Origin of the sequence: Burkholderia sp. Bp8992 (assembly GCF_003853705.1) — a bacterium.
Taxonomy (GTDB): Bacteria; Pseudomonadota; Gammaproteobacteria; order Burkholderiales; family Burkholderiaceae; genus Burkholderia.
On sequence record NZ_QTQI01000001.1, the window covers coordinates 603,652 to 626,697 of the forward strand.

The 23,046-nt window shown below is 69.1% G+C and carries 22 protein-coding genes; 21 read left to right on the forward strand and 1 reads right to left on the reverse strand.

The window, feature by feature from the left end; all coding sequences use genetic code 11:
• Positions 1-10 precede the first annotated feature (10 nt).
• Positions 11-1,237 carry an acyltransferase gene (locus DIE03_RS02690; protein WP_124447189.1) on the reverse strand — a complete coding sequence of 409 codons (1,227 nt, stop codon included), beginning with the start codon at positions 1,235-1,237 and terminating at the stop codon, positions 11-13.
• 491 nt (positions 1,238-1,728) lie between these two features.
• Between DIE03_RS02690 and DIE03_RS02695 the strand changes: the two genes are divergently transcribed.
• From DIE03_RS02695 to DIE03_RS02795, 21 genes are all read left to right on the forward strand, one after another.
• A complete protein-coding gene (locus DIE03_RS02695; protein WP_069618041.1) occupies positions 1,729-1,965 on the forward strand; it encodes a FitA-like ribbon-helix-helix domain-containing protein in 237 nt (78 codons plus the stop codon).
• Positions 1,952-2,368 carry a type II toxin-antitoxin system VapC family toxin gene (locus DIE03_RS02700; RefSeq protein WP_260434782.1) on the forward strand — a complete coding sequence of 139 codons (417 nt, stop codon included), beginning with the start codon at positions 1,952-1,954 and terminating at the stop codon, positions 2,366-2,368. Before DIE03_RS02695 ends, DIE03_RS02700 begins: the two co-directional genes overlap by 14 nt.
• Positions 2,369-2,646: 278 nt before the next feature.
• A complete protein-coding gene (locus tag DIE03_RS02705; RefSeq protein WP_124447191.1) occupies positions 2,647-3,543 on the forward strand; it encodes a VOC family protein in 897 nt (298 codons plus the stop codon).
• 9 nt (positions 3,544-3,552) lie between these two features.
• Positions 3,553-4,446 (forward strand): CoA transferase subunit A, encoded by an 894-nt coding sequence (locus tag DIE03_RS02710; protein ID WP_124447193.1) that lies wholly within the window; start codon positions 3,553-3,555, stop codon positions 4,444-4,446.
• A 10-nt stretch (positions 4,447-4,456) separates the two neighbouring features.
• Complete coding sequence (locus DIE03_RS02715; protein ID WP_124447195.1) at positions 4,457-5,254, forward strand: CoA-transferase subunit beta; 798 nt, start codon at positions 4,457-4,459, stop codon at positions 5,252-5,254.
• An 8-nt stretch (positions 5,255-5,262) separates the two neighbouring features.
• On the forward strand, positions 5,263-6,183 hold the full coding sequence (locus DIE03_RS02720; RefSeq protein WP_124447197.1) for an enoyl-CoA hydratase: 921 nt from the start codon (positions 5,263-5,265) through the stop codon (positions 6,181-6,183).
• On the forward strand, positions 6,180-7,280 hold the full coding sequence (locus tag DIE03_RS02725; RefSeq protein ID WP_124447199.1) for a nitronate monooxygenase family protein: 1,101 nt from the start codon (positions 6,180-6,182) through the stop codon (positions 7,278-7,280). The genes DIE03_RS02720 and DIE03_RS02725 overlap by 4 nt, the downstream gene beginning before the upstream one ends.
• A gap of 26 nt (positions 7,281-7,306) precedes the next feature.
• The gene (locus DIE03_RS02730; RefSeq protein ID WP_124447201.1) at positions 7,307-8,116 is read left to right on the forward strand and encodes an enoyl-CoA hydratase family protein; all 810 of its coding nucleotides are present in this window, start codon (positions 7,307-7,309) and stop codon (positions 8,114-8,116) included.
• Positions 8,113-9,282 (forward strand): acyl-CoA dehydrogenase family protein, encoded by a 1,170-nt coding sequence (locus DIE03_RS02735; RefSeq protein ID WP_124447203.1) that lies wholly within the window; start codon positions 8,113-8,115, stop codon positions 9,280-9,282. Before DIE03_RS02730 ends, DIE03_RS02735 begins: the two co-directional genes overlap by 4 nt.
• A gap of 29 nt (positions 9,283-9,311) precedes the next feature.
• The gene (locus DIE03_RS02740; protein WP_124447205.1) at positions 9,312-10,382 is read left to right on the forward strand and encodes an acyl-CoA dehydrogenase family protein; all 1,071 of its coding nucleotides are present in this window, start codon (positions 9,312-9,314) and stop codon (positions 10,380-10,382) included.
• A complete protein-coding gene (locus tag DIE03_RS02745; RefSeq protein ID WP_124447207.1) occupies positions 10,379-11,530 on the forward strand; it encodes an acetyl-CoA C-acetyltransferase in 1,152 nt (383 codons plus the stop codon). Before DIE03_RS02740 ends, DIE03_RS02745 begins: the two co-directional genes overlap by 4 nt.
• Before the next feature lie 33 nt (positions 11,531-11,563).
• On the forward strand, positions 11,564-12,442 hold the full coding sequence (locus DIE03_RS02750; RefSeq protein ID WP_124447209.1) for an SDR family oxidoreductase: 879 nt from the start codon (positions 11,564-11,566) through the stop codon (positions 12,440-12,442).
• A 3-nt stretch (positions 12,443-12,445) separates the two neighbouring features.
• Positions 12,446-13,678, forward strand: coding sequence for an acyl-CoA dehydrogenase family protein (locus DIE03_RS02755; protein ID WP_124447211.1), 1,233 nt, complete (start codon positions 12,446-12,448; stop codon positions 13,676-13,678).
• Positions 13,675-14,871, forward strand: a complete 1,197-nt coding sequence (locus DIE03_RS02760; RefSeq protein ID WP_124447213.1) for an acyl-CoA dehydrogenase family protein — start codon at positions 13,675-13,677, stop codon at positions 14,869-14,871. Before DIE03_RS02755 ends, DIE03_RS02760 begins: the two co-directional genes overlap by 4 nt.
• On the forward strand, positions 14,868-15,668 hold the full coding sequence (locus DIE03_RS02765; protein WP_124447215.1) for an SDR family oxidoreductase: 801 nt from the start codon (positions 14,868-14,870) through the stop codon (positions 15,666-15,668). The genes DIE03_RS02760 and DIE03_RS02765 overlap by 4 nt, the downstream gene beginning before the upstream one ends.
• Positions 15,668-16,153 (forward strand): MaoC family dehydratase, encoded by a 486-nt coding sequence (locus tag DIE03_RS02770; RefSeq protein WP_124447297.1) that lies wholly within the window; start codon positions 15,668-15,670, stop codon positions 16,151-16,153. The genes DIE03_RS02765 and DIE03_RS02770 overlap by 1 nt, the downstream gene beginning before the upstream one ends.
• Before the next feature lie 12 nt (positions 16,154-16,165).
• On the forward strand, positions 16,166-17,371 hold the full coding sequence (locus tag DIE03_RS02775) for an acetyl-CoA C-acyltransferase (protein ID WP_124447217.1): 1,206 nt from the start codon (positions 16,166-16,168) through the stop codon (positions 17,369-17,371).
• A gap of 150 nt (positions 17,372-17,521) precedes the next feature.
• Positions 17,522-18,484: a YCF48-related protein gene (locus DIE03_RS02780; protein WP_124447219.1), complete on the forward strand. Its 963-nt coding sequence runs from the start codon at positions 17,522-17,524 to the stop codon at positions 18,482-18,484.
• Positions 18,485-18,578: 94 nt separating this feature from the next.
• A complete protein-coding gene (locus DIE03_RS02785; RefSeq protein ID WP_124447221.1) occupies positions 18,579-21,038 on the forward strand; it encodes an RND family transporter in 2,460 nt (819 codons plus the stop codon).
• A 68-nt stretch (positions 21,039-21,106) separates the two neighbouring features.
• Positions 21,107-22,186, forward strand: a complete 1,080-nt coding sequence (locus DIE03_RS02790) for a Rieske 2Fe-2S domain-containing protein (protein WP_124447223.1) — start codon at positions 21,107-21,109, stop codon at positions 22,184-22,186.
• A gap of 282 nt (positions 22,187-22,468) precedes the next feature.
• A complete protein-coding gene (locus tag DIE03_RS02795; protein ID WP_006483056.1) occupies positions 22,469-22,672 on the forward strand; it encodes a cold-shock protein in 204 nt (67 codons plus the stop codon).
• Positions 22,673-23,046: the final 374 nt, after the last annotated feature.

The following is a 23,046-nucleotide window of genomic DNA, read 5'->3' on the forward strand; positions in this document are numbered from 1 at the left end:
TGCGCATCCGTCACGACGTGACCGTGTGATGCTCGCGAACGGGGTCGGCCGCGCGGCGCGCGGGGCGCGCATCGTCGCGCTTCGCGATGAACGGGTGCTCGATGTAGCGGTAGGTCAGCAGCGCGCAGAAGACGGCGATCAGCGCGCATGCAAGCGCGAGCGCCCAGATGCCGGAGACGCCGGCCGAATCGATCGGGAACGCGAACTTGTTGGCCGCATGCGTGATCGCGTACACGATCACCATGTGGATCATGTAGATGCTGAAACTGGCGGTGCCGAGCAGCGCGAGCGGCCGCGTGCCGAGCACACCGTAGAACGTGTTCCCGCATGCGACGCAGAGGAATACCGGTAGCAGCGGCAGCGCGCCCTCGATCGAATAGCGTTCGGTCGGGGACGGGGACACGGCGAGGATCAGCAGCGCGACGGTAGCCGCCGATTTCGTGCCGAGCCGTGCACGGATCACGGGGTGCCGCGATACCTCGTATGCCGCGGCGCCGAACGCGAACAGCAGCGCCATGCCGGCTGGCGGTCCGAACAGCGCGGCGCAGGCCATGACGATCGCGAGCGCGAGCAGCTTGCGCCACGCGTGCGTGGCGACGAACCATGCGAGCAGCGGAACGGCGACGTAGAAGCGCCATTCGTATGCGAGGGTCCACCACACGCCACTCAGATAACTGGTTCGCGCCGCACCGTTGATCGGGAACGCTCCGAACCAGCCGAGCGACACCGCTTTGAGCAGGTCGCCCAGCAATTGCGCCGGAGCGCCGACGGCGTTGCGGGGAAACCAGTACAGCGTGCACGCGACGATGACGACCGCGTAAGACAGGTAGAGCGGCGCGAGGCGTCGCACGCGTCCGACGAAGAAGGTCCGCACGTCGAACGAGCGTCGGCATGCGCGTTCCCAGAACAGGAAACCGGTGACCATGAAGAACATCGCGACGGGAATCGTCCCGAGATTGCGCAGGAAATCGGAGTCGGCTCCCCAGATGCCGGTCGACAGCAACGCCTGGTTGCACGCGAAGTGATGGAAGACGACGGAGGTGGCCAGGATGCCGCGGAATCCGTCCAGGTTGCGATAGCGCATCGACAACGACCGGTCGACGGCCCACCGGTAGAACGGCACGTGCCTGGCGACGAGCCACGCGATGATCGCGACGGCCGCGAGGCATGCCGGGAAGTAGAGTTTGTCGGGGGTTGGGGAGAACAGGGTGGCCGGAGAGAGCGTAACGAAGTCCACTGAAGAGCGTCTCGTGTCTTGGATCGGGGTTTCAGGCACGGAGGGTCCGCGTCGATGCAAGGTCTTCTGCGCGCTTCGTGCGGCGTTCGATCGCCGACTTATGGGCTGATGGTAGCAAACGGTTGCAACGGCCGCAGCCCGTTGTGCAACACGATGTTTCAGCGTGAATCGAGATGGCGCCCGTATTCCATCGCGCATGTCGCCAACGATGCTCGTGTCGCAAATCCCGTTCCCCGCCGGCCGGACATTCGTCGGTGTCGACGGCACTTGACTGGCCATTCGGCCGGCTTCCACATCGTCCCGCTCCGGCTTACCTTGAGCGACAGCAGTTCGACGCGTCGCGCCCGCGGCGGAAGGTGGACGAATTCATGCCGTCCGCTGCCGCGGGTCTGCGCCGACCCCGTTGTCCGTCCGGTCATGAAGGTGATAGCAATGCTTGCAATTCATCCTCATGGCGCTATCATTGATAGCAAATCCGGATGGAGGAACTCATGGCAAATTTATTGGTGCGTAACGTGGATGACACTATCGTTCAGAGCCTGCGCGAGCAGGCTGCGGCAAACGGCAGGAGCGCCGAGGCCGAACATCGGGCCATTCTGGCCGAAGCGCTCGGCCGCCCGAAGCGGCGGACATTCGCGCAAGTGCTGATGAGCATGCCGGAGGTCGGCGAGGACGCGGATTTCCAACGGGTTCAGGATTCCGGCGAGGTCAGGCGTGTTTTTGATTGATACGAACGTCATCAGCGAAATCAGGAAGGGCAAGCGAACCAACCGCGGCGTGCGGGCGTTCTTCAGGCAGGCCGAGGCCGACGCGAGCCCGCTCTACTTGTCCGTCGTGACGGTGGCCGAGCTGCGGCGCGGCGTCGACCTGATCCGTCATCGCGGCGATCACGTCCAGGCGTCGGCGCTCGATGCGTGGATGGCGATGATCCTGTCCGGCTATGCGCCGAACATCCTGCCGGTCGATATCGAGATCAGCCAGATGTGGGGGCATTTGCGCGCGCCCGATCCGGCGCACGAACTCGACAAGCTGATCGCGGCCACCGCGCTGATCAACGATCTCACGGTCGTCACGCGCAACGTCGGCGATTTCGCGCGTACCGGCGTGCGCCTGCTGAATCCGTTCGACTAGCGGCGGCGTGGCCGCGTCTGGTGGTCTGCCGTCGCGTGAAATCGACGCGGGCGGCGGCCCGCAGGCAGGCCGGCACCCATTGCCGGCCGCCGTGACCGCGTCCGGCACGGCCACCGCAATCCACGCTCGAGCACCGAATCTCCCTTCGGCGCCCATTCCGCGCCGCAAACCCCGCTGTTTCCCACCCGTCCTCTCGTCCCAACAGACGATGTAACGCCACCCCCGACCGGCCAGAATCCTTACACGAACAACGGATTCTGAACCAGGAGGAGGCCGACATGATCGATGTCCGTGCGCTTGGCTATGTCGTCGTCGAGGCGACGCGCGTCGATGCGTGGCGCCGCTACGCGGAAGACGTGCTGGGCATGCAGGCGCTCGATGCGCCCGGCGGCGCGTTGTACCTGAAGATGGACGAGCGCGATTTCCGCTACGTGATCGTCCCCGGCGCGGCCGACCGCTATTTCGCGTCGGGCTGGGAGCTGCCCGACGGCGCCGCGTTCGACGCCGCGCTGGCGGCACTGCAGCGCTCGGGCGTCGAGCCCGTGCGCGCGACCCGCGACGAAGCCGCGCTGCGCCGCGTACAGGCAATGGCGTGGTGCACCGACCCGTCCGGCAACCGCCACGAGTTGTACTGGGGCGCGCGCTGCGACTTCCGCCGCTTCGTGTCGCCGCTGGGCGTCGCGTGCTTCGTCACCGGCGACATGGGGCTCGGCCACGCGGTGCTGCCCGCGCCGCAGTTCGACGCGACCGACGCGTTCGTACGCGGCGTGCTCGGCTTTGAACTGTCCGACATCTACCGCGTGAAGTTCACGGCCGATCCGGCCGAACCGGAAAAGCGCATCCATTTCATGCACTGCCGCAACGCGCGCCATCACAGCCTCGCGCTGTTCGAGATGGCCGTGCCGTCGGGTTGCGTGCACGTGATGGCCGAAGTCGATTCGATGGACGAAGTGGGCCGCGCGCTCGACCGTGTCGCCGCGCACGACGTGAAGATGTCCGCGACGCTCGGCCGCCACTGCAACGACCAGATGATCTCTTTCTACATGAAGACCCCCGGCGGCTTCGATCTCGAATACGGCTTCGGCGGCCTCACGGTCGACTGGTCGAAGCACGCGGTGTTCGAGGCCACCAAGGTGAGCCAGTGGGGCCACGATTTCAGCATCGGATACCGGTAAGCCAGCACGATGACGATGAAACCTCTCGACAAGACGATGTCCGCGCGCGACGTGGTCGCGCAACTCGCCGACGGCATGACGATCGGCATCGGCGGATGGGGGCCGCGGCGCAAGCCGATGGCGCTGGTGCGCGAAATCGCGCGCTCGAACCTGCGGGACCTGACGATCGTCGCCTATGGCGGCGCCGATGTCGGCCTGCTGTGCGCCGCGGCCAAGGTTCGCAAGGTGGTGTTCGGCTTCGTGTCGCTCGACGTGATCCCGCTCGAGCCGCATTTCCGCCGTGCGCGCGAACAGGGCCGCATCGACGTGCTCGAACTCGACGAAGGGATGCTGCAGCTCGGCCTGCGCGCCGCCGCCGCGCGCCTGCCGTTCCTGCCGACGCGCGCCGGGCTCGGCACCGCGTTGCTCGATCACGCGCCGGCACTGCGCACCGTGCAATCGCCGTACGACGGCGGCGAGACGCTGCTCGCGATGCCGGCGATCGAACTCGACGTCGCGCTGCTGCACGTGAACGCGGCCGACCGGATGGGCAATACGCGCATCGACGGCCCCGATCCGTTCTTCGATGCGTGGATGGCGCGGGCCGCTCAGCGTTGCTACGTATCGGCGGAAACGGTCGACGCATCGCTCGCGAGCGAAGACCTCGACGCCGCCAGACGCAACCCGTTCGAGCGCTCGCTCGTCAGCGGCGTCGTGCATGCGCCGGGCGGCGCGCACCCGACGTCGTGCGGGCCGGCCTACGGCTGGGACCTGCCGCACCTGCGCGCGTACTGCGCGAGTGCGGAAGACGACGCGAAAACGGCGGCGTACCTGCGCGACGTGGTCGGCCGGGACGAACGCCGGTACCTCGAAGGCGTCGGCGGCCTGTCGCACGTGACGACGCTGCCGTTGCCGATTCTGTAAAGGAGCGCCTGTGAGCGAATTTCTCGACCATTCCCTCGCGGAACTGATGATCGTCGCGTCCGCGCGACTCTGGCGCGACGACGGTGAAGTACTGTCGACCGGCATCGGCACGGGCCCGCGGCTCGCGGCCGGCCTCGCGCGGCTTGCCTACAACAGCGGGCTGATGCTGACCGACGGCGAAGCGTATCTCGTCGAGGAGCCGGTGCCGCTTGGGCCCAGGCCCGACGGCTATCGCGTGAAGGCGAGCGGCTGGATGACCTACGAACGCGTGTTCGACTGCCAGTGGCACGGCCGCCGCCATGCGCTCGTGATGCCGACGCAGATCGACCGTTTCGGCCAGGCCAACATCTCGTGGCTCGGCGACGACTACGCCCGCCCGACAACCCAGCTGCTCGGCGCGCGCGGCTTCCCCGGCAACACGACGAACCACGCGAACTCGTTCTTCGTCAGCGGCCACGGCAAGCGCACGTTCGTCGACGGCGAAGTCGACATGGTGTGCACGGTCGGCTACAACCCGGCGCGCCGGCTGCCGGGGATGAAGACCTTCGTCGACCTGCGCAGCATCGTTACCGACCTGTGCGTGATGGATTTCGGCGGCGCCGACCACGCGATCCGCGTGCGTTCGCTGCACCCGGGCGTGAGCTTCGACGAAGTGCAGGACGCGACCGGCTTCCCGCTGATCGCGGCGCCCGAGCTCGGCACGACGGCCCCGCCGAACGCGGAGGACCTGCGCATCGTGCGCGCGCTCGATCCGCACAACCTGCGCGCGACGATCGTGCGCAACAATCCGGCGCCGCGCCGGCGATGAGGTCCGACATGGAAGCGACCCAGATGGCGTTCGGCGACGGTGTCGTCGACTACGCGGTCGAGGACGGCATCGCGACGATCACGATGAACCGCCCCGAGTATCACAACGCGCAGAATTCGAAGATGACGTATGCGCTCGATGCGGCGTTCCGGCGCGCGGCGCACGACGACGCGGTGAAGGCGATCGTGCTCGCGGGCGCCGGCAAGCATTTCTCGGCGGGCCACGACATCGGCACGCCGGGCCGCGACATCCATGAGTCGTTCGATCGTGCGTCGCTGTGGTACGACCACGTCGACAAGGAAGGCGGCGAATTCCTGTATGCACGCGAGCAGGAGGTGTACCTCGGAATGTGCCGGCGCTGGCGCGACCTGCCGAAGCCGACGATCGCGATGGTGCAGGGCGCATGCGTCGCGGGCGGTCTGATGCTCGCGTGGGTGTGCGACCTGATCGTCGCGTCCGAGGACGCGTTCTTCGCCGATCCGGTCGTGCGGATGGGGATTCCGGGCGTCGAGTATTTCGCGCATGCCTACGAGCTGAACCCGCGCATCGCGAAGGAATTCCTGTTCCTGGGCGAGCGGATGCCGGCCGAGCGCGCATACCAGATGGGGATGGTCAACCGCGTGGTGCCGCGCGAGCGGCTACGCGACGCGACCTACGCGATCGCCGCGAAGATCGCGACGATGCCGCGCCTCGGGCTCACGCTGACCAAGCAGGCGCTGAACCACGTCGAGGAACTGCAGGGCAAGCGCGCGGCGATGGACGCGGCGTTCGCATGGCATCACTTCGCGCATGCGCACAACGAACTGGTGAGCGGCGACCGCCTCGGCGGCTACGACGCGCGCAGCATGGCCAGCTCGCAGCGCCAGCCGAACGGCGCGGATCGCGGCGACGTTCCGGCCCCGGTCGCCGTCAACGGAGCCGCCGCATGAGCACGACGCTGCAAAGCCCGCTGCATACGCCGCTGTGCGACCTGCTCGGCTGCCGCTACCCGATCGTGCAGACCGCGATGGGCTGGGTGGCCGACGCGCGGCTCGTCGCGGCGACCGCGAACGCCGGCGGCTTCGGCTTCCTGGCCGGCGCGACGCTCGAACCCGGGCAGGTCGAGGCCGAGATCCTGAAGGTGAAGTCGCTGACCGACCAGCCGTTCGGCATCAATTTCCACATGTTCCAGAAGAACGCCGCGCAGGTGGTCGATCTCGCGATCAAGCACCGGCTGCGCGCGGTCAGCTACGGCCGCGGGCCCGATGCGAAGACGATTCGCCGCTTCAAGGACGCCGGCATCGTCTGCATGCCGACGGTCGGCGCGCCGAAGCACGCGGCGAAGGCCGTCGAACTCGGCGCGGACATCGTGACGGTGCAGGGCGCGGAAGGCGGCGGCCACACGGGCTCGGTGCCGACCACGCTGCTGCTGCCGAAGGTGCTCGACGCGGTGCGCGTGCCGGTGGTCGCGGCCGGCGGGTTCTTCGACGGGCGCGGGCTGGCTGCCGCGCTCGCATACGGCGCGGCCGGCATCGCGATGGGCACGCGCTTCCTGATGAGCGCCGAATCGCCGGTGCCGCGCGAAACGCTCGACCGCTACGTCGCGGTCGGCGACCCGGCGCGCATCCGCGTGTCGGACGCGCTCGACGGGCTGCCGCAACGGATGATCGACAACCCGTACCTGCTGAAGCTCGAACGCTTCGGCCCGCTGCGCCGCACGTGGTTCGCGCTGAAGACGGCCGAAGCGTGGCGGCGCCAGAACGGCCTCGGCACGGGCGACATGCTCGGCCTCGCGCTCAAGGCGCTGCGTTCGCACGACTACACGGCGAGCCAGACGCTGATGGCCGCGAACGCGCCGTTCCTGATCCAGCGCGCGATCGTCGAGGGCCGCCCGGATGAAGGCGTGCTGCCGAGCGGCCAGGCGGCCGCGATGATCGGCGCGATCGAGTCGTGCGACGCGCTGATCGCGCGGATCGTCGCGGAAGCCTGCGAGCGAATCGATGCACTGGCCGCGTTGCGCGGCGCGGCAGCGGTGCAGGCCGCATGAACAACCATCACAGGGAGGCCAAGGAGATGACAGCATCCAACCAACCGGCCGGCGCGATGCCGTTCCGGATCGATCGCGCCGACGGCATCGCCGAACTGGTGATCGCCCATCCGCCCGTGAACGCGCTCGACGCGCAGGGCTGGCATGCGCTCTCGCGTGCGCTCGACGCGCTCGGCGCGGACGACGACGTCCGCGTGATCGTGGTGCGCGGCGAAGGCCGCGGCTTCTGCGCGGGCGTCGACATCAAGGAACTGGCCGCGCATCCGGAGCGGATCGTGCCGGTCAACGCGGGCAACTACGAGACGTTCCGCGCAGTGCACCGCAACCCGAAGCCGGTGATCGCGGCCGTGCACGGCTTCGTGCTCGGCGGCGGGATCGGCATCTGCGGCGCAGCGGACATCGTCGTCGCGGCCGATTGCGCGCGCTTCGGCGTGCCCGAGATCGATCGCGGCGCGATGGGCGGCGGCGCGCACCTGCAGCGGTTGTTCGGCGTACAGAAGGTCCGCGCGATGTACTTCACCGGCGACATGATCGACGCGGCCGAAGCGTACCGGCTCGGCGCGGTCGAGCAGGTCGTCACGCGCGCCACGCTGCGCGACGCCGCGCTCGCGATCGCCCGCAAGATCGCGGAGAAGAGCCCGGCGATGGTGCGGCTCGCGAAGGAGGCGCTGAACGGCGTGGAGGACGGCGATCTCGAGGACAAGTACCGCTGGGAGCAGGGCTTCACGCTGCAGGCGTACATGACGAACGACTCGACGGAAGCGCGCGCCGCGTTCGTCGAGAAGCGCGATGCGCGCTTCGACGCGCAGGCAACCGCCGGGGAGGCACGCGCATGAACCTGACCTATACGCCGCAACAGCAGGCGTTCCGCGCGGAAATCCGCGAATGGCTTGCCGCGCACGTGCCGCGCGAGCGGCTGCCGAGCTTCGACACCGAGGAAGGCTTCGCCGCACACCGCGAATGGGAGCGCACGCTGCACTCGGGCCGCTGGAGCATGGTCACGTGGCCGCGCGAGCTGGGCGGGCGCGGCTGCGACCTGATCGAGTGGCTGATCTTCGAGGAAGAGTACTGGCGTGCCGACGCGCCGATGCGCGTGAACCAGAACGGCATCTTCCTGCTCGGCCCGACGCTGATGGATTTCGGCACCGACGCGCAGAAGGCGCGCTTCCTGCCCGCGATGGCGGCCGGCGAGCACGTGTGGGCGCAGGGCTGGTCGGAACCCAACGCGGGTTCGGACATGGCCGCGATCCGCACGACGGCCACCCGCATCGGCGACGAATACGTGCTGAACGGCCAGAAGATCTGGTCGACCCGCGCGGTGTGGGCCGACTGGCTGTTCGGGCTGTTCCGCAGCGATCCCGAATCGTCGCGCCACCACGGGCTGACGTTCCTGATGGTGCCGCTGTCCGCGCCGGGCATTACGGTGCGGCCGATCCGGCAGCTCAACGGGCAGACCGGTTTCGCTGAAATCTTCTTCGACGACGTGCGCGTGCCGGTCGAGAACCGGCTCGCGGCCGAAGGCGCGGGCTGGCAGGTCGCGATGGCGACGGCCGGGTTCGAGCGCGGGCTGATGCTGCGGTCTCCCGCACGCTTCCAGCGCACCGCGCAGGCGCTGCGCGACCTGTATCTCGCGCACCGCGACAGCGCGGACCGCGACCCGACGCTGCGCGAACGCGTGGTGCAGGCCTGGATGGACGCGCAGGCCTATGCGCTGTCGACCTACGCGACCGCGAGCCGGCTGCTGAAGGGCGGCCACATCGGCGCGGAGTCGAGCACCAACAAGGTGTTCTGGTCGGAGCTCGACCTGCGCATGCACCAGACCGCGCTCGACATTCTCGGTGCGCACGGCGAGGTCGTCCCGCAGACGGCCGCGCAGCACGCGGCGCTCGGCCACTGGCTCGACGGCTTCCTGTTCGCGCAGGCCGGCACGATCTACGCGGGCACCAACGAGATCCAGCGCAACATCGTCGCCGAACGGATGCTCGGCATGCCGCGCGCGTAACGGCGCCACCCTCACAGAACGGACATCGTATGGATTTCGTATTCGATGAAGACCAGGAAGCACTCGCGGACAGCGTGAAGCGCCTGCTGATGACCGAGATGACGCCCGAGCTGATCCGCGAGCTCTGGGCGACGCCGACCGGGCGCTCGGACGACCTGTGGGCGCTGTTCGCGTCGCAGGGGCTGACCGCCGTGTCGGTGCCCGAGCCGCAGGGCGGCCTCGGCCTGACCGAAGTGGAATGGGCGCTACTCGCGCAGGCCTACGGCTATTTCGGCAGCCCCGAGCCGCTGCTCGACACGGCGCTCGTGTCGGCCGGCGTGCTGGCGCGGCTGCCCGCGAGCGACTGGCGCGACGCGCTGCTGCGCGACATCGCCGAAGGGCGCGCGCGTGTCGCGCTCGTGCATCCGGTGAATCCGTATGCGGCCGACGTGCACGTCGCGCAGACGCTCCTGTGCGAACACCGCGGCGAGCTGCACCGCGTCGATCCCGCGCAGTGCGCGTGGCGTGCGGTCGACAGCGTCGACCCGTCGCGGCGCCTGTTCACGCTCGACTGGGAGCCGTCGGCGGCTACCCGCGTCGCGCGTGCGGACGACGCAGCGCCGCTGCTGAATCGCGCGCTCGACCGCGGCGCGTTCGCGGTCGCCGCACAGCTGCTCGGCCTCACGCAGCGCGTGCTCGACGTCGCGCTCGACTACAGCGCGCAGCGCAAGCAGTTCGGCAAGGCAATCGGCTCGTACCAGGCGCTCAAGCACCTGCTCGCCGACGTCGCGATCCGCTACGAGTTCGCGCGGCCGGTGGTGGCGCGCGCCGCACAGGCGATCGCCGACGATCATCCGCAGCGCGCGGTGTTCGTGTCGCACGCGAAGCTCGCGGCGATGTCGGCCGCGCAACTGGCCGCGCGCCACTCGATGCAGGTGCACGGTGCGATCGGCTACACGTGGGAGCTCGACCTGCAGATCTTCATGAAGCGGATCTGGGCGCTCTCGGGCAGCTGGGGCGACGCCGCCTTCCACAAGGCCCGCGTGGCCGACGCGATCCTCGGCGACGCATTGCCGATCGGCCCCGCGCAGACCTTCGACCTCGAGGAATCGAACGCATGAAACAGGCTTATATCGTCGACGCGCTGCGCACGCCGACCGGCCGCCGCAAGGGCGGGCTCGCGCACGTCCATGCAGCGGACCTCGGCGGCTTCGTGTTGAAGACGCTCGTCGAACGCAACGCAATTCCCGCCGACGCATACGACGACGTGGTGTTCGGCTGCGTCGACACGATCGGCCCGCTCGCGGGCAACATCGCGCGCACCTGCTGGCTGGCAGCCGGGCTGCCGCTGCAGGTACCGGGCGTGACGGTCGACCGCCAGTGCGGGTCGTCGCAGCAGGCCGTGCACTTCGCCGCGCAGGCCGTGATGAGCGGCGTGCAGGATGTGGTCGTCGCGGGCGGCGTGCAGACGATGACGCAGATCCCGATCTCGTCCGCGATGACCAGCGCGGCGCCGCTCGGCTTCACCGATCCGTTCTCGGGCAGCACCGGCTGGCGCGCGCGTTTCGGCGATGCACCGGTGTCGCAGTTCGTCGCCGCGCAGCGGATCGCCGATCACTGGAACCTGTCGCGCGGCGCGATGGAGCGTTATGCGCTGGAAAGCCACCGCCGTGCGGTCGCGGCGATCGAGGCCGGCCATTTCAGGCGGGAGATCGTGCCGTTCGAAGGCGTGACGCACGACGAGACGCCGCGCCCCGATACGTCGCTGGAGAAGATGGCGACGCTCGCGCCGCTGACGCCGGGCGGCTCGCTGACGGCGGCCGTCGCGAGCCAGACCTGCGATGCGGCGGCCGCGCTGCTGATCGTGTCGGAAGAGGCGCTGAAGCGCTACGGCCTCACGCCGCGTGCGCGTATCCATCACCTGAGCGTGCTCGGCGACGATCCGCTGTGGATGCTCACCGCGCCGATTCCGGCAACGAAGGCCGCGTTGAAGAAGAGCGGGCTCGATCTGGCGCAGATCGACGTCGTCGAGCTGAACGAGGCGTTCGCTTCGGTCGCGCAGGCGTGGCTCGCCGACACGCGTTTCCCGCACGAGAAGACCAACCCGAACGGCGGTGCGATCGCGCTCGGCCATCCGCTCGGCGCGACCGGCGCGCGGCTGATGACGACGCTGCTGCACGAGCTGGAGCGCACCGGCGGCCGCTACGGGCTGCAGACGATGTGCGAAGGCGGCGGCCTCGCGAACGTCACGATCATCGAGCGCCTGTGAGCGCGCCACCTTCACGATCCACGAGGCACAAGCATGGGAATCTGTAACGGACGCACGGTCATCATCACCGGCGCGGGCGGCGGGCTCGGGCGCGAATACGCGCTGGCGTTCGCGGCCGAAGGCGCGTCGGTCGTCGTCAACGACATCCGGCACGACGCCGCGCAGGCCGTGTGCGACGAAATCGCCCGGCGTGGCGGCCGCGCGCTCGCGAATGCCGACGACATCACGCAGACCGACACCGCGCAGCGGATCGTCGACGTGGCGCGCGACGCATTCGGCGACGTCCATGTGCTCGTCAACAACGCGGGCATTTGCCGCGACAGGATGTTCACGAGCATGACCGAAGCCGACTGGGACGACGTGATGCGCGTGCACCTGCGCGGCCACTTCTGCCTGTCGAGCGTGCTGGCGCGCGTGTGGCGCGACGCGGCGAAGGCCGGCCGCGCGGTCGACGCACGGATCGTCAACACGAGTTCGGGCGCCGGGCTGCAAGGCTCGATCGGCCAGTCGAACTACGGCGCGGCGAAGGCCGGAATCGCCGCGCTCACGCTGATGCAGGCGGCCGAGCTGCAGCGCTACGGCGTGCGCGTGAATGCGCTTGCGCCGGCCGCGCGCACGTCGATGACGGAAGGCGTGTTCGCCGACATGATGAAGAAGCCCGAGGACGGCGGCTTCGACTATTTCGATCCGGCCAATGTCGCGCCGCTGGTCGTATGGCTCGGCAGCACGCTGTCGGCCGACGTGACGGGCCAGGTGTTCGAGGTCGCGGGCGGGATGATCGCGGTCGCCGAAGGCTGGCGCACGGGCCCGAGCGTCGATCGCGGCGCGCGCTGGGCGGCAGCCGAGATCGGCCCGGCGGTCGCGCAACTGCTGGCCGATGCGCGGCCCGCGCAACGCGTGTACGGGAGCTGACCGATGGATCTGGCGTTCACCGACGAACAGGCGATGATCCGCGACGCGGCGGCCGACGTGCTCGCCGAACGCAGTGCGTCGGCCGACGTGCGCCGCGCGCTCGAACAGTCGGCCGGCCGCGACGACGGGCTGTGGGCGACGCTCGCGGGCGAGCTCGGCTGGAACGCGCTCGCGTTGCCGGAAGCGGCCGGCGGGCTCGGGCTCGGCGCGGTCGAGCAGACGGTGCTGATGGAGCAGCTCGGCCGGCGCGTCGCGTGCGTGCCGTATTTCGCGACCGCATGCCTCGCGGCGACCGCGCTGGCCGGCTGCGACACGCCGCTGGCCAACGGCTGGCTCGCGAAGATCGCCGAAGGCGCGTGCAGCGCGACGCTGGCGCTGCCGTTCGACCTGCCGGTCGGCGCGTGGAAGCTGCCGGTCGTCGCGGCAGAAGCGGCGGGCGGCTATGCGCTGTCCGGCACGGTCGAACAGGCGATCGACGGCGCACGCGCCGACCTGCTGGTGATGCCCGCGCGGATCGCGAACGAAGGGCAATCGATCGGGCTGTTCGCGATCGACGTTGCATCGGCGTCGGGCCTGGCCGTCACGCCGCTCGACACGCTCGACGCGACGCGGCCGATCGCGCGCGTGGTGTTCGACGACACGCGCGTGAGCCGCGAGGGGCTGTTCGCCAGCGGCGCCGCTGCTGCACGGGCGCTCGAACGCGCAGGCTGGTTCGCGGCACTCGCGCTGGCCGCCGAACAGCTCGGCGGCGCGCAGCAGTGCCTCGACCTGACGCTCGACTACACGAGCCAGCGCGTGCAGTTCGGCCGCGTGATCGCATCGTTCCAGGCCGTCAAGCACCGCTGCGCGCAGATGATGGTGCTGATCGAAGCGGCGCGCTCGGCCGTGCTCGGCGCCGCGCATGCATGGGACGCCGAAGCCGGCGCGACGCCGGGCGCCGCGTTGCGCGCCGACATCGCGGCCGCGAAAGCCGCCGCGAACGACGCGTATGCGTTCTGCGCACAGGAAGCGATCCAGCTGCACGGCGGCGTCGGCTTCACGTGGGAATACGACCCGCATCTCTATTTCAAGCGCGCACAGGCGTCGGGCGCGCAGTTCGGCAGTACGCCGCAACTGCTCGAATGGATCGCCCGTCATGCGATCGACGGCAGCGCGTCGCCGCGCGATGCAGCGTTCGAGTCATCGGTTGCCGCCGCATCCCGCCCATCGGCCGCGCGCTCAGGAGCCCTCCAATGAACAGCGACACGCGCGAACAGCAATTGCGGCACGAAGTGGCCGACTGGGTGCAGTCGCACCTGACCGGCGAATTCGCCTGCCTGAAATATCGCGGCGGCCCTGGCGACGAGGAAGCGTGGCCGGCCCTGCGCAAGGCGTGGGAGCAGGTGCTGGCGAAGGGCGGCTGGACCGGGCTCGGCTGGCCGGCGAGCGCGGGTGGGCGCGGCTTCTCGGTCACCGAGCAGGTAATCTTCCACGAGGAATATGCCCGCGCGGGCGGCCCCGGCCGGATGGGCCATATCGGCGAAGGGCTGCTCGGGCCGACGCTCGTCGCGTGCGGCACCGACGACCAGCGCGCGCGCTTCCTGCCCGGCATTCTGGCCGGCACGCAGTTCTGGTGCCAGGGCTATTCGGAGCCGGGCGCGGGTTCCGACCTGGCCAATGTGCGCACGCGCGCCGAACAGGACGCGGACGGCACGTGGCGCGTGGTCGGCCAGAAGGTGTGGACGTCGCTCGCGCACGATTCCGACTGGATCTTCGTGCTGGCGCGCACCGATCCCGCGTCGAAGGGCAACAAGGGGCTGTCGTTCCTGCTGATGCCGCTCGACCAGCCGGGCATCGAGATCCGTCCGATCAGGCAACTCAACGGCGGCGCGGAATTCAACGAAGTGTTCTTCGACGGCGCGCGGGCCGAAGCACGCGACCTCGTCGGCGCGCCGGGCGATGGCTGGCGGATCGCGATGACGCTGCTCGGCTTCGAGCGCGGGATGTCGACGCTCGGCCAGCAGATGCAGTTCGTCCGCGAACTCGAATGGGTGATCGACGCCGCGCGTGCATCGGGCGCGGACCGCGACCCCGTGCTGCGCCAGCGGATCGGCCGCGCATGGGCCGGGCTGCGCGTGATGCGCTACAACGCGCTGCGGATGCTGTCCGGCGCCGACGATGCCGACGCAAGCGCGCCGCTGCGCCGCGAGGCGCTGATCTACAAGTATTTCTGGTCGAACTGGCACCGCGACCTCGGCCAGCTCGCGATGGATGCGCTCGGGGCCCGCGCGAACGTGATCGATCCCGCCGACGACAAGCTCACCCATCTGCAGCGCGTATTCCTGTTCTCCCGTGCGGACACGATCTACGCGGGCACCAACGAAATCCAGCTCAACATCATGGCCGAGCGCGGGCTCGGCATGCCCAGGGAACCACGAGGCACCGCATGACCGAACCCCAGATCCAGAAAGCACCGGCCTACGTGCCGGGCCACCAGCTGCTCGCCGGCAAATCGGTGCTGATCACGGCCGCCGCCGGCGCCGGCATCGGCTTCGCGGCCGCGCGCCGTTGCGCGGAGGAGGGCTGCCGCGCGCTGTTCATCTCCGACATCCACGAAAAGCGTCTCGAACAGGCCGTCGACACGCTACGCGCGGAAACGGGGCTGCAACGGATCCATGGCCGCCTGTGCAATGTCGCGGTCGAGGCCGACGTGCGGGCGCTCGTCGCCGCGGCCGAGGACACGCTCGACGGCGTCGACGTGCTGATCAACAACGCCGGGCTCGGCGGGGCGACCCGCATCGTCGATATGGACGATGCCGAATGGTCGCGCGTGATCGACATTAGCCTGACCGGGACGTTCCGGATGACGCGCGCGATGCTGCCGCACATGCAGGCCCGCGGCCGCGGCGCGATCGTCAACAACGCATCGGTGCTCGGCTGGCGCGCGCAGGCGGAACAGGCGCACTACGCGGCCGCAAAGGCGGGCGTGATGGCGTTCACGCGCTGCGCGGCGCTCGAGGCGTCGCCGTACGGCGTGCGCATCAACGCGGTCGCACCGAGCATCGCGATGCACGATTTTCTGAAGAAGTCGGCTCCGGCCGACCTGCTGAATCAACTGGCGTCGCGCGAGGCCTTCGGGCGCGCCGCCGAAGTCTGGGAGGTCGCGAACGTGATGGTGTTTCTTGCAAGCGATTACGCGTCGTACATGACGGGCGAAGTGCTGTCGGTCAGCAGCCAGCACGCATGATGGACACGACCCTCGACCCCGTGCATGCGACGCCCCGCGTGTTCGCGCATCCCGGCGAACTCGCCGCGGCCGTCGGCGACACGCTCGGCGCGAGCGCGTGGCTCGCGATCGACCAGCCCCGCATCGACGGCTTCGCCGATGCGACGGGCGATCACCAGTGGGTGCACGTCGACCCCGTGCGCGCGAAGGACGGCCCGTTCGGCGCGTGCATCGCGCACGGCTACCTGACGCTGTCGCTCGTCAATCATTTCCTGCCGCAGATCGTGCGCATCGACGGCGCGCGGCTCGGCGTCAACTACGGCTGCGACAGGATCCGCTTCCCGGCGCCGGTGAAGGTCGGTGCGCGCGTGCGCGGCGTCGGCGAGCTGCTGCGCGTCGAGCCGCTCGAAGGCGGCGTGCAGGCGTGGATTCGCGTGACCGTCGAGATCGAGGGCGAAGCGAAACCCGGCTGCGTCGCCGACACGATCAGCCGCTATTACTTGTAGAGAGTCAGAGACATGGAAGACGCAGTCATCGTTTCCGTCGCACGCACGCCGATCGGCAAGGCGTTTCGCGGCATGTTCAACGATACCGAGGCGCCGGCGCTGGGCGGCCACGTCGTGCGCGCGGCGCTCGAACGCGCGGGCGTCGCGCCGGCCGACGTCGACGACGTGCTGATCGGCTGCGCCGCGCAGCAGGGCACGCAAGGCTACAACCTCGGCCGCCTGTCGGCCGCGGCGGCCGGGCTGCCGGCGTCGGTTCCCGGCATGGCGATCGACCGCATGTGCTCGTCGGGCCTGATGTCGATCGCGAACGCCGCGCGCAGCATCGGTGCGGGTGACGCTCGGATCGTCGTCGCGGGCGGCGTCGAGTCGATCTCGCTCACGCAGAACAAGCACAAGAACGCATATCGCGCGCGCTCGCAGGCCGTGCTCGACCACCAGCCGGCCGCGTATATCGCGATGATGGAAACGGCCGAGATCGTGTCGCGCCGCTACGGGATCCCGCGCGCCGAGCAGGACGCCTTCGCGCTGCAGAGCCACCGTCGTACGGCCGACGCCCAGGCGGCCGGACGCTTCGACGCGGAAATCGCGCCGCTCGACGTGCGCCGCGCGCTGTTCGACCAGGAAGGCAACGCGACCGGCCACGAGGATCTGCGCGCAGCGCGCGACGAAGGCGTGCGCGCCGACACGACGGCCGAGCGGCTCGCGGGGCTGAAGCCGTCGTGGAGCGGCGGCAAGGTCGTCGAGCAGGGCGAGTTCGTGACGGCCGGCAATGCGTCGCAGCTGTCGGACGGCGCGGCGGCCGTGGTGGTGATGTCGCGCAGCGAGGCGGTGCGCCGCGGGCTGACGCCGCTCGGCGCATTCCGCGGCCTCGCGGTGGCCGGCTGCGAGCCGGACGAGATGGGCATCGGCCCGGTGTTCGCGATTCCGAAGCTGCTGCAACGCTTCGGGATGACGGTGGCCGACGTCGGGTTGTGGGAGCTGAACGAGGCGTTCGCGTGCCAGGCGCTGTACTGCCGCGACACGCTCGGCATTCCCGACGACCGGCTGAACGTGGACGGCGGCGCGATCGCGCTCGGCCACCCGTTCGGGATGTCGGGCACGCGCATGACGATGCACGCGCTGCTCGAAGGCGCGCGGCGCGGCGTGCGGCACGCGGTGGTGACGATGTGCATCGGCGGCGGGATGGGTGCCGCCGCGCTGTTCGAAGTCGGCGCGTAGCGATACGCGGACAGGCTGCGCCGCACACGCGGCCATCCAGTCGGGACCATTCGAGGCCGCGGCAACGACCGACGGCCCGGAGACTTGCAGTCGACGGCGGCAGGCGCTTCCGAGCGCACCGCCGTCGAACGCAGACACAGGAGACAAGCGATGAAACGAACTTTGCCCGGACTCGCGATGTCGGCGCTGGTGCTCGGCGCCGCGCTGTTCGCGTTTTCGCCGCGCCCGCTGCCGGCGTTCCCGGTCACCGCGATCCACGCGGACCGGCTGCAGATCAACGGGCTTGCCCGCGCCGGCACGACGCGCATCGTCGCGGTCGGCGAACGCGGCGTGATCCTGCTCAGCGACGACGCGGGTGCGCACTGGCGTCCGGCATCGATCGCGCGTGACCAGGCGTCGACGCTCACGCAGGTGCGCTTCATCACGCCGACGCTCGGGATCGCGGTCGGCCACGACGGCCGGATCGTCCGCAGCGACGACGCGGGCGTGCACTGGCGCGAGGTTCACATGGACCCCGCGCATTCCGATCCGCTGCTGTCCGTATGGGGCACCGCCGACGGCCCGCTGTTCGCGGCCGGCAGCTTCGGCCAGCTGCTGCGCTCGGACGACGCCGGCATCAGCTGGCAGACGGTGAAGACACCGGCCGGCGACCGCCACCTGAACGCGATCGTCGGCGATGGCCGCGGCAACCTGCTGATCGCGGGCGAGAGCGGCACGCTGCTGCGCTCGACCGACAACGGCGCCACGTGGGACAAGCTCGCGTCGCCGTATGCCGGCTCGCTGTTCGGCGCGCTGATGCTCGCGAACGGCGACTGGGTCGCGTACGGGATGCGCGGCAACGTCGTGCGCAGCACCGATCACGGCGCGACCTGGACGCACGTCGACAGCCACGTGCCGGTGTCGTATTTCGGCGCGACCCAGCTCGGCGACGGCGAACTCGTGCTGGTCGGCCAGGGCGGCGCGATCGTCGCGTCGCGCGACGGCGGGCTGACCTTCGACGTACGGAAGCTCGGCGGCGTGCAGAGCCTCGCGGCCGTGCTGGACATGGGCCATGGCGCGCTGCTGCTCGGCGGTGAATCCGGCGTCGCGCCGCTCGCCGCGTCGCCGTCCTGATGCGCGCCCATGGCGGCCGCGACCGACGCGACCGCCGGTTTCCGCATGCAACCGTTCGTTTCGCATCGCCCGTCCGTACCGACACGAGAAATCCATGAACGACCTGTCACGCCCCCCTGAAGCGGTTCCCGCGTCGCGTCTCGCGACGTTCGTCGAGCGCTGCGCCGACACGATCATCCGCCGGCGCAAGCTGCTGATGCTGCTGTGCGTCGCGGTGACGCTCGCGCTCGGGCTGTCCGCGACGCGCCTGAAGCTCGATCCGGGCTTCAACAAGATGATCCCGATGCAGCACCCGTACATGCAGGTGTTCGAGCGCTATACGGGCGCGTTCCCCGGCGCGAACACGATCCTCGTGAGCCTGCGCTGGAAGGGCGACGGCGACATCTACAACCAGACGTTCATGGATGCGCTGCGCCATGCGACCGACGACGTGTTCTTCATCCCCGGCGTGAACCGCTCGCGCGTGTTCTCGCTGTTCACGCCGAACGTCCACTACACGGAAGTGACCGAGGCCGGCTTCCGCGGCGACGTGGTCGTGCCCGGCCAGTTCTCCAGCGCGAACCCGGACGATCTCGCTAAGGTGCGCCGCAACGTCGCGCGCTCGGGGCAGATCGGCCGCCTCGTCGGCAACGACCTGAAGTCGGCGCTGATCCGCGCGGAGCTGCGCGAGACCGATCCGGCGACCGGCAAGCGGCTCGACTACAGCGCGGTCGCGCGCCAGCTCGAAGAGATCCGCGCGAAGTATGCGAAGCAGGGCATCGACGTGAACATCATCGGCTTCGCGAAGCTGGTCGGCGACGTCGAGAACGGCATCGCGGGCGTGATGGCGTTCTTCGCGCTCGCGTTCCTCGTGACGGCCGCGCTGCTGTTCGCCTATACGCGCTCGCTGAAGACGACCGTGCTCGCGCTCGTCGTCGCGCTGCTGCCGGTCGTCTGGCTGCTCGGTTCGCTGCCGCTGCTCGGGCTCGGCATCGACCCGATGTCGATCCTCGTGCCGTTCCTGATCTTCTCGATCGGCGTGTCGCACGCCGTGCAGATGACCAACGCGTGGAAGCAGGCGCTGGTGCGCGGCGCGTCGTCGGCCGGCGCCGCACGCGACGCGTTCCGCAAGCTGTTCGTGCCGGGCACCGTCGCGCTGCTGACCAACGCGCTGGGCTTCATGGTGATCATGCGGATCAGGATCGACATCGTGCGCGAGCTCGGCATCACCGCGTGCCTCGGCGTGCTGCTGATGATCGTGACGAACAAGGTGTTCCTGCCGATTCTGCTGTCGTACACGCGCCTCGAACGCGGCACGCTGGCGCGTGCGCAGCGCACGGCGGCGGCCGGCGGCAGCCGGATGTGGTCGCGCTTCGCGGTGTTCGCGCGGCCGGCGCCGGCGCTCGGCGTGTTCGCGGTGGCGCTCGCGCTGCTGGCGTACGGCGCGCTCGAGTCGCGCAAGCTGGAGATCGGCGACATCGGCACGGGCGCGCCGGAGCTGCGCACGAACTCGCGCTACAACGTCGACAACGCGGCGATCACGCACCAGTACAACATCGGCGTCGACGTGCTGTCGGTGATCGTCGAGACGACCGGCTTCGACGACGCGTGCCTGCATTACCCGGTGATGAGCGCGATCGAGAAGTTCGAGATGAACATGCGCGGCGTGGCCGGCGTGCAGTCGGTGACGAGCGTGTCGTCGCAGGGCAAGGTATTCATCGCCGCGTTCAACGAGGGCAACCCGCGCTGGGCCGCGCTGCCGCGCTCCATCGAAGGGCTCACGCAGGGTTCCAGCGCGTTCGACCCCGACAACGGGATGAACACCGCGAACTGCAAGGCGATCCAGGTGCTGATCTACACGAAGAATCACGAAGGCACGACCATCGCGCACATCGTCGACGAGATCAGGCGTTTCGCGGCCGAGGACCGGGTGCCGAACGTCGCGTTCCGGCTCGCGGGCGGCAACGTCGGCGTGATGGCCGCGACCAACGAGGCCGTCGGCGACGCGGAGATCGCGATGCTGCTGTCGATCTTCGGGGCGATCGCGCTGCTCTGCGCGGTGACGTTCCGCTCGTGGCGCGCGGTGCTGTGCATCATCGTGCCGCTCACGCTCGTGTCGATCCTGTGCAATGCGGTGATGGCGCGCCTCGGCATCGGGCTGAAGGTCGCGACGCTGCCGGTGATCACGCTCGGCGTCGGCGTGGGCGTCGACTACGGGATCTACCTGTACGAGCGCCTGCAGCACGACATCCGCCACGGCGCGACGCTCCCCGATGCATTTGCCGACGCGATGCGCCAGCGCGGCACCGCGGCGCTGTTCACGGCCGTCACGATGTTCATCGGCGTCGGCACGTGGGCGTTCTCCGCGCTGAAGTTCCAGGTCGACATGGGCGTGCTGCTCGCGTTCATGTTCCTCGTGAACCTGTTCGGCGCTGTCTTTCTGCTGCCCGCGCTTGCCGCGTGGCTCGGCGTCGAACGTGCCGAGCGCCGCGTGTCGACCCGGCCGCTGGCTTCGGCGGCCCCGGCGCCGCTGAAGCCGTCGCCCGCGCTCGAACCCGGCAACCCGATGCGCTGAACGGCGTGCCCCATTTCCCCTGCGCGCGGCCGGCCGCCGCGCGCTCTCCAACCAAGGAGTCAACCCACATGTCCGCACGCCCTTACAAGATCGAAGCCCAGCCGCTCGCGCAGCGCTATGCGCGCGGCTGGCACTGCCTCGGGCTCGCCCGCGACTACAAGGACGGCAAGCCGCACACGCTGAACGTCTTCGGCCGCAAGCTTGCCGCGTTCGCCGATTCGACCGGCAAGGTCAACATCGTCGACGCGTACTGCCCGCACATGGGCGCCGACCTGAGCCTCGGCACGGTCGAAGGCGACAACCTCGTGTGCCCGTTCCACGGCTGGGCGTGGAGCGGCGCAGGGCAGTGCGCGTCGATCCCGTACTGCAAGCGGATTCCGCCGAAGGCGCGCATCGGCGCGTGGTCGACCTGCGAGGAAAACAACCTGCTGTTCGTGTGGAACGACCCGGAAGGCAATGCGCCGCCGGTCGACGTCGCGATTCCGCGCCTCGACGTGTGCTTTTCCGACGAATGGTCGGACTGGGTCGTCGACAAGATGGTGATCCAGGCCAACTGCCGCGAGCTGGTCGACAACATCTCGGACGTCGCGCATTTCGCGACCGTGCACCATGCGCCGATCGACTATTTCGCGAACCTGTTCGAGGACCACAAGGCGACGCAATTGATGGTCGGCCGCAGCGAGAAGCTCGGCGGCGACAGCCTGACCGCGCTGTCGACCTATTTCGGACCGGCCGTGCACATCACGCAGATGACGGGGCAGAGCAACGGGCAGCCGATCCATTCGGTGCTGCTGAACTGCCACGTGCCGATCGACATGAACAGCTTCGAGCTGCGTTACGGCGTGATCGTGAAGAAGGTGGCCGGCCTGACCGACGAGCAGAACATGGAGATCGCGAACGCGTACGTGAAGGAAGCGCAGCGCGCGTTCTACGAGGACGTCGACATCTGGCACAGCAAGACGCGGATCGACAACCCGCTGCTGTGCGAGGGCGATGGGCCGCTGTACCAGATGCGCGACTGGTATTCGCAGTTCTACCTGGACGTGGCCGACGTGCGGCCGTCCAGCGTCGCGCGCAAGGCGTTCGAGATGCGGATTCGCGACGGCGGCGAGCCGCCGGTGCTGCATCACGTGTTCGAGCCACGGTAAAAAAGCGGGCAGGCCGGCCGAAAACGGGGATGTAACGATAGGTGCCCCGTCGGCCGGTCACGCCCGCCGCATAAGGCGCTCGAGGCGATCGCATGCTGCACTGCATCGAAATGGCTTGACGAACCGGCTGCGACAGCGTAGTGTCTACGGTCGAAGTGTTCAAGAAGTCCGATTGCTCATCATTGGCCGCATTCCGTGCGGCAGTCGTTGGTCTCTCCCTCTTTGAGTCTTTCTGTGCCCGTCGTGGGCGCATGTTCAATTATTTGTATTAAGGAAGTATTTGTGGATACCGGTACCGTCAAGTGGTTCAACGAAACCAAGGGCTTTGGTTTCATTTCCCCGGACAACGGCGGCGACGATCTGTTCGCCCATTTCTCGGAAATTCGCGGCACGGGCTTCAAGACCCTGGCCGAAGGCCAGAAGGTCAGCTTCGAAGTGAAGCGCGGCCCGAAGGGTCTGCAAGCGTCGAACATCACGCCGCAGTAAGCCGCATCGGCATCGGTCGCCAGCGGCGGCCGCTGCCGGATGGAGTTTCGCGCGATGCGCCGCTTTGGCGGCGCCAGCGCGTTCCGATGCGCACGACCGATGCATCGCGACATTCACGATGCATCGGTCGTGACGCCTCCCTCCTCGCATGCCTGAACGGCGTGCGACGTAACGCCCTCGTAAAGCGCTCGCCGCTTCGCGAGCGCATCACCGCTTCAACGCATCAACCTGAGCAGACCGCCGCCATGCCGTAGCCGGCGCGGTCCCGACTTGCGCGGCGCTCATCCCGCCGCCGCCACCGACCGCCCGAACGCCGCAACGCGCCGGGCTCCGATCGCAAGACGGGCCCGTTGCCCGTCTGAACGAACCGATCC

What these genes read in the sequence shown, in the direction of transcription:
- DIE03_RS02740 (WP_124447205.1), top strand. Translation starts at nt 9,312, where the DNA reads ATGGATTTCGTATTCGATGAAGACCAGGAAGCACTCGCGGACAGCGTG.
- DIE03_RS02765 (WP_124447215.1), top strand. Translation starts at nt 14,868, where the DNA reads ATGACCGAACCCCAGATCCAGAAAGCACCGGCCTACGTGCCGGGCCAC.
- DIE03_RS02755 (WP_124447211.1), top strand. Translation starts at nt 12,446, where the DNA reads ATGGATCTGGCGTTCACCGACGAACAGGCGATGATCCGCGACGCGGCG.
- DIE03_RS02775 (WP_124447217.1), top strand. Translation starts at nt 16,166, where the DNA reads ATGGAAGACGCAGTCATCGTTTCCGTCGCACGCACGCCGATCGGCAAG.
- DIE03_RS02725 (WP_124447199.1), top strand. Translation starts at nt 6,180, where the DNA reads ATGAGCACGACGCTGCAAAGCCCGCTGCATACGCCGCTGTGCGACCTG.
- DIE03_RS02730 (WP_124447201.1), top strand. Translation starts at nt 7,307, where the DNA reads ATGACAGCATCCAACCAACCGGCCGGCGCGATGCCGTTCCGGATCGAT.
- DIE03_RS02705 (WP_124447191.1), top strand. Translation starts at nt 2,647, where the DNA reads ATGATCGATGTCCGTGCGCTTGGCTATGTCGTCGTCGAGGCGACGCGC.
- DIE03_RS02780 (WP_124447219.1), top strand. Translation starts at nt 17,522, where the DNA reads ATGAAACGAACTTTGCCCGGACTCGCGATGTCGGCGCTGGTGCTCGGC.
- DIE03_RS02790 (WP_124447223.1), top strand. Translation starts at nt 21,107, where the DNA reads ATGTCCGCACGCCCTTACAAGATCGAAGCCCAGCCGCTCGCGCAGCGC.
- DIE03_RS02760 (WP_124447213.1), top strand. Translation starts at nt 13,675, where the DNA reads ATGAACAGCGACACGCGCGAACAGCAATTGCGGCACGAAGTGGCCGAC.
- DIE03_RS02750 (WP_124447209.1), top strand. Translation starts at nt 11,564, where the DNA reads ATGGGAATCTGTAACGGACGCACGGTCATCATCACCGGCGCGGGCGGC.
- DIE03_RS02770 (WP_124447297.1), top strand. Translation starts at nt 15,668, where the DNA reads ATGGACACGACCCTCGACCCCGTGCATGCGACGCCCCGCGTGTTCGCG.
- DIE03_RS02695 (WP_069618041.1), top strand. Translation starts at nt 1,729, where the DNA reads ATGGCAAATTTATTGGTGCGTAACGTGGATGACACTATCGTTCAGAGC.
- DIE03_RS02785 (WP_124447221.1), top strand. Translation starts at nt 18,579, where the DNA reads ATGAACGACCTGTCACGCCCCCCTGAAGCGGTTCCCGCGTCGCGTCTC.
- DIE03_RS02720 (WP_124447197.1), top strand. Translation starts at nt 5,263, where the DNA reads ATGGAAGCGACCCAGATGGCGTTCGGCGACGGTGTCGTCGACTACGCG.
- DIE03_RS02745 (WP_124447207.1), top strand. Translation starts at nt 10,379, where the DNA reads ATGAAACAGGCTTATATCGTCGACGCGCTGCGCACGCCGACCGGCCGC.
- DIE03_RS02710 (WP_124447193.1), top strand. Translation starts at nt 3,553, where the DNA reads ATGACGATGAAACCTCTCGACAAGACGATGTCCGCGCGCGACGTGGTC.
- DIE03_RS02735 (WP_124447203.1), top strand. Translation starts at nt 8,113, where the DNA reads ATGAACCTGACCTATACGCCGCAACAGCAGGCGTTCCGCGCGGAAATC.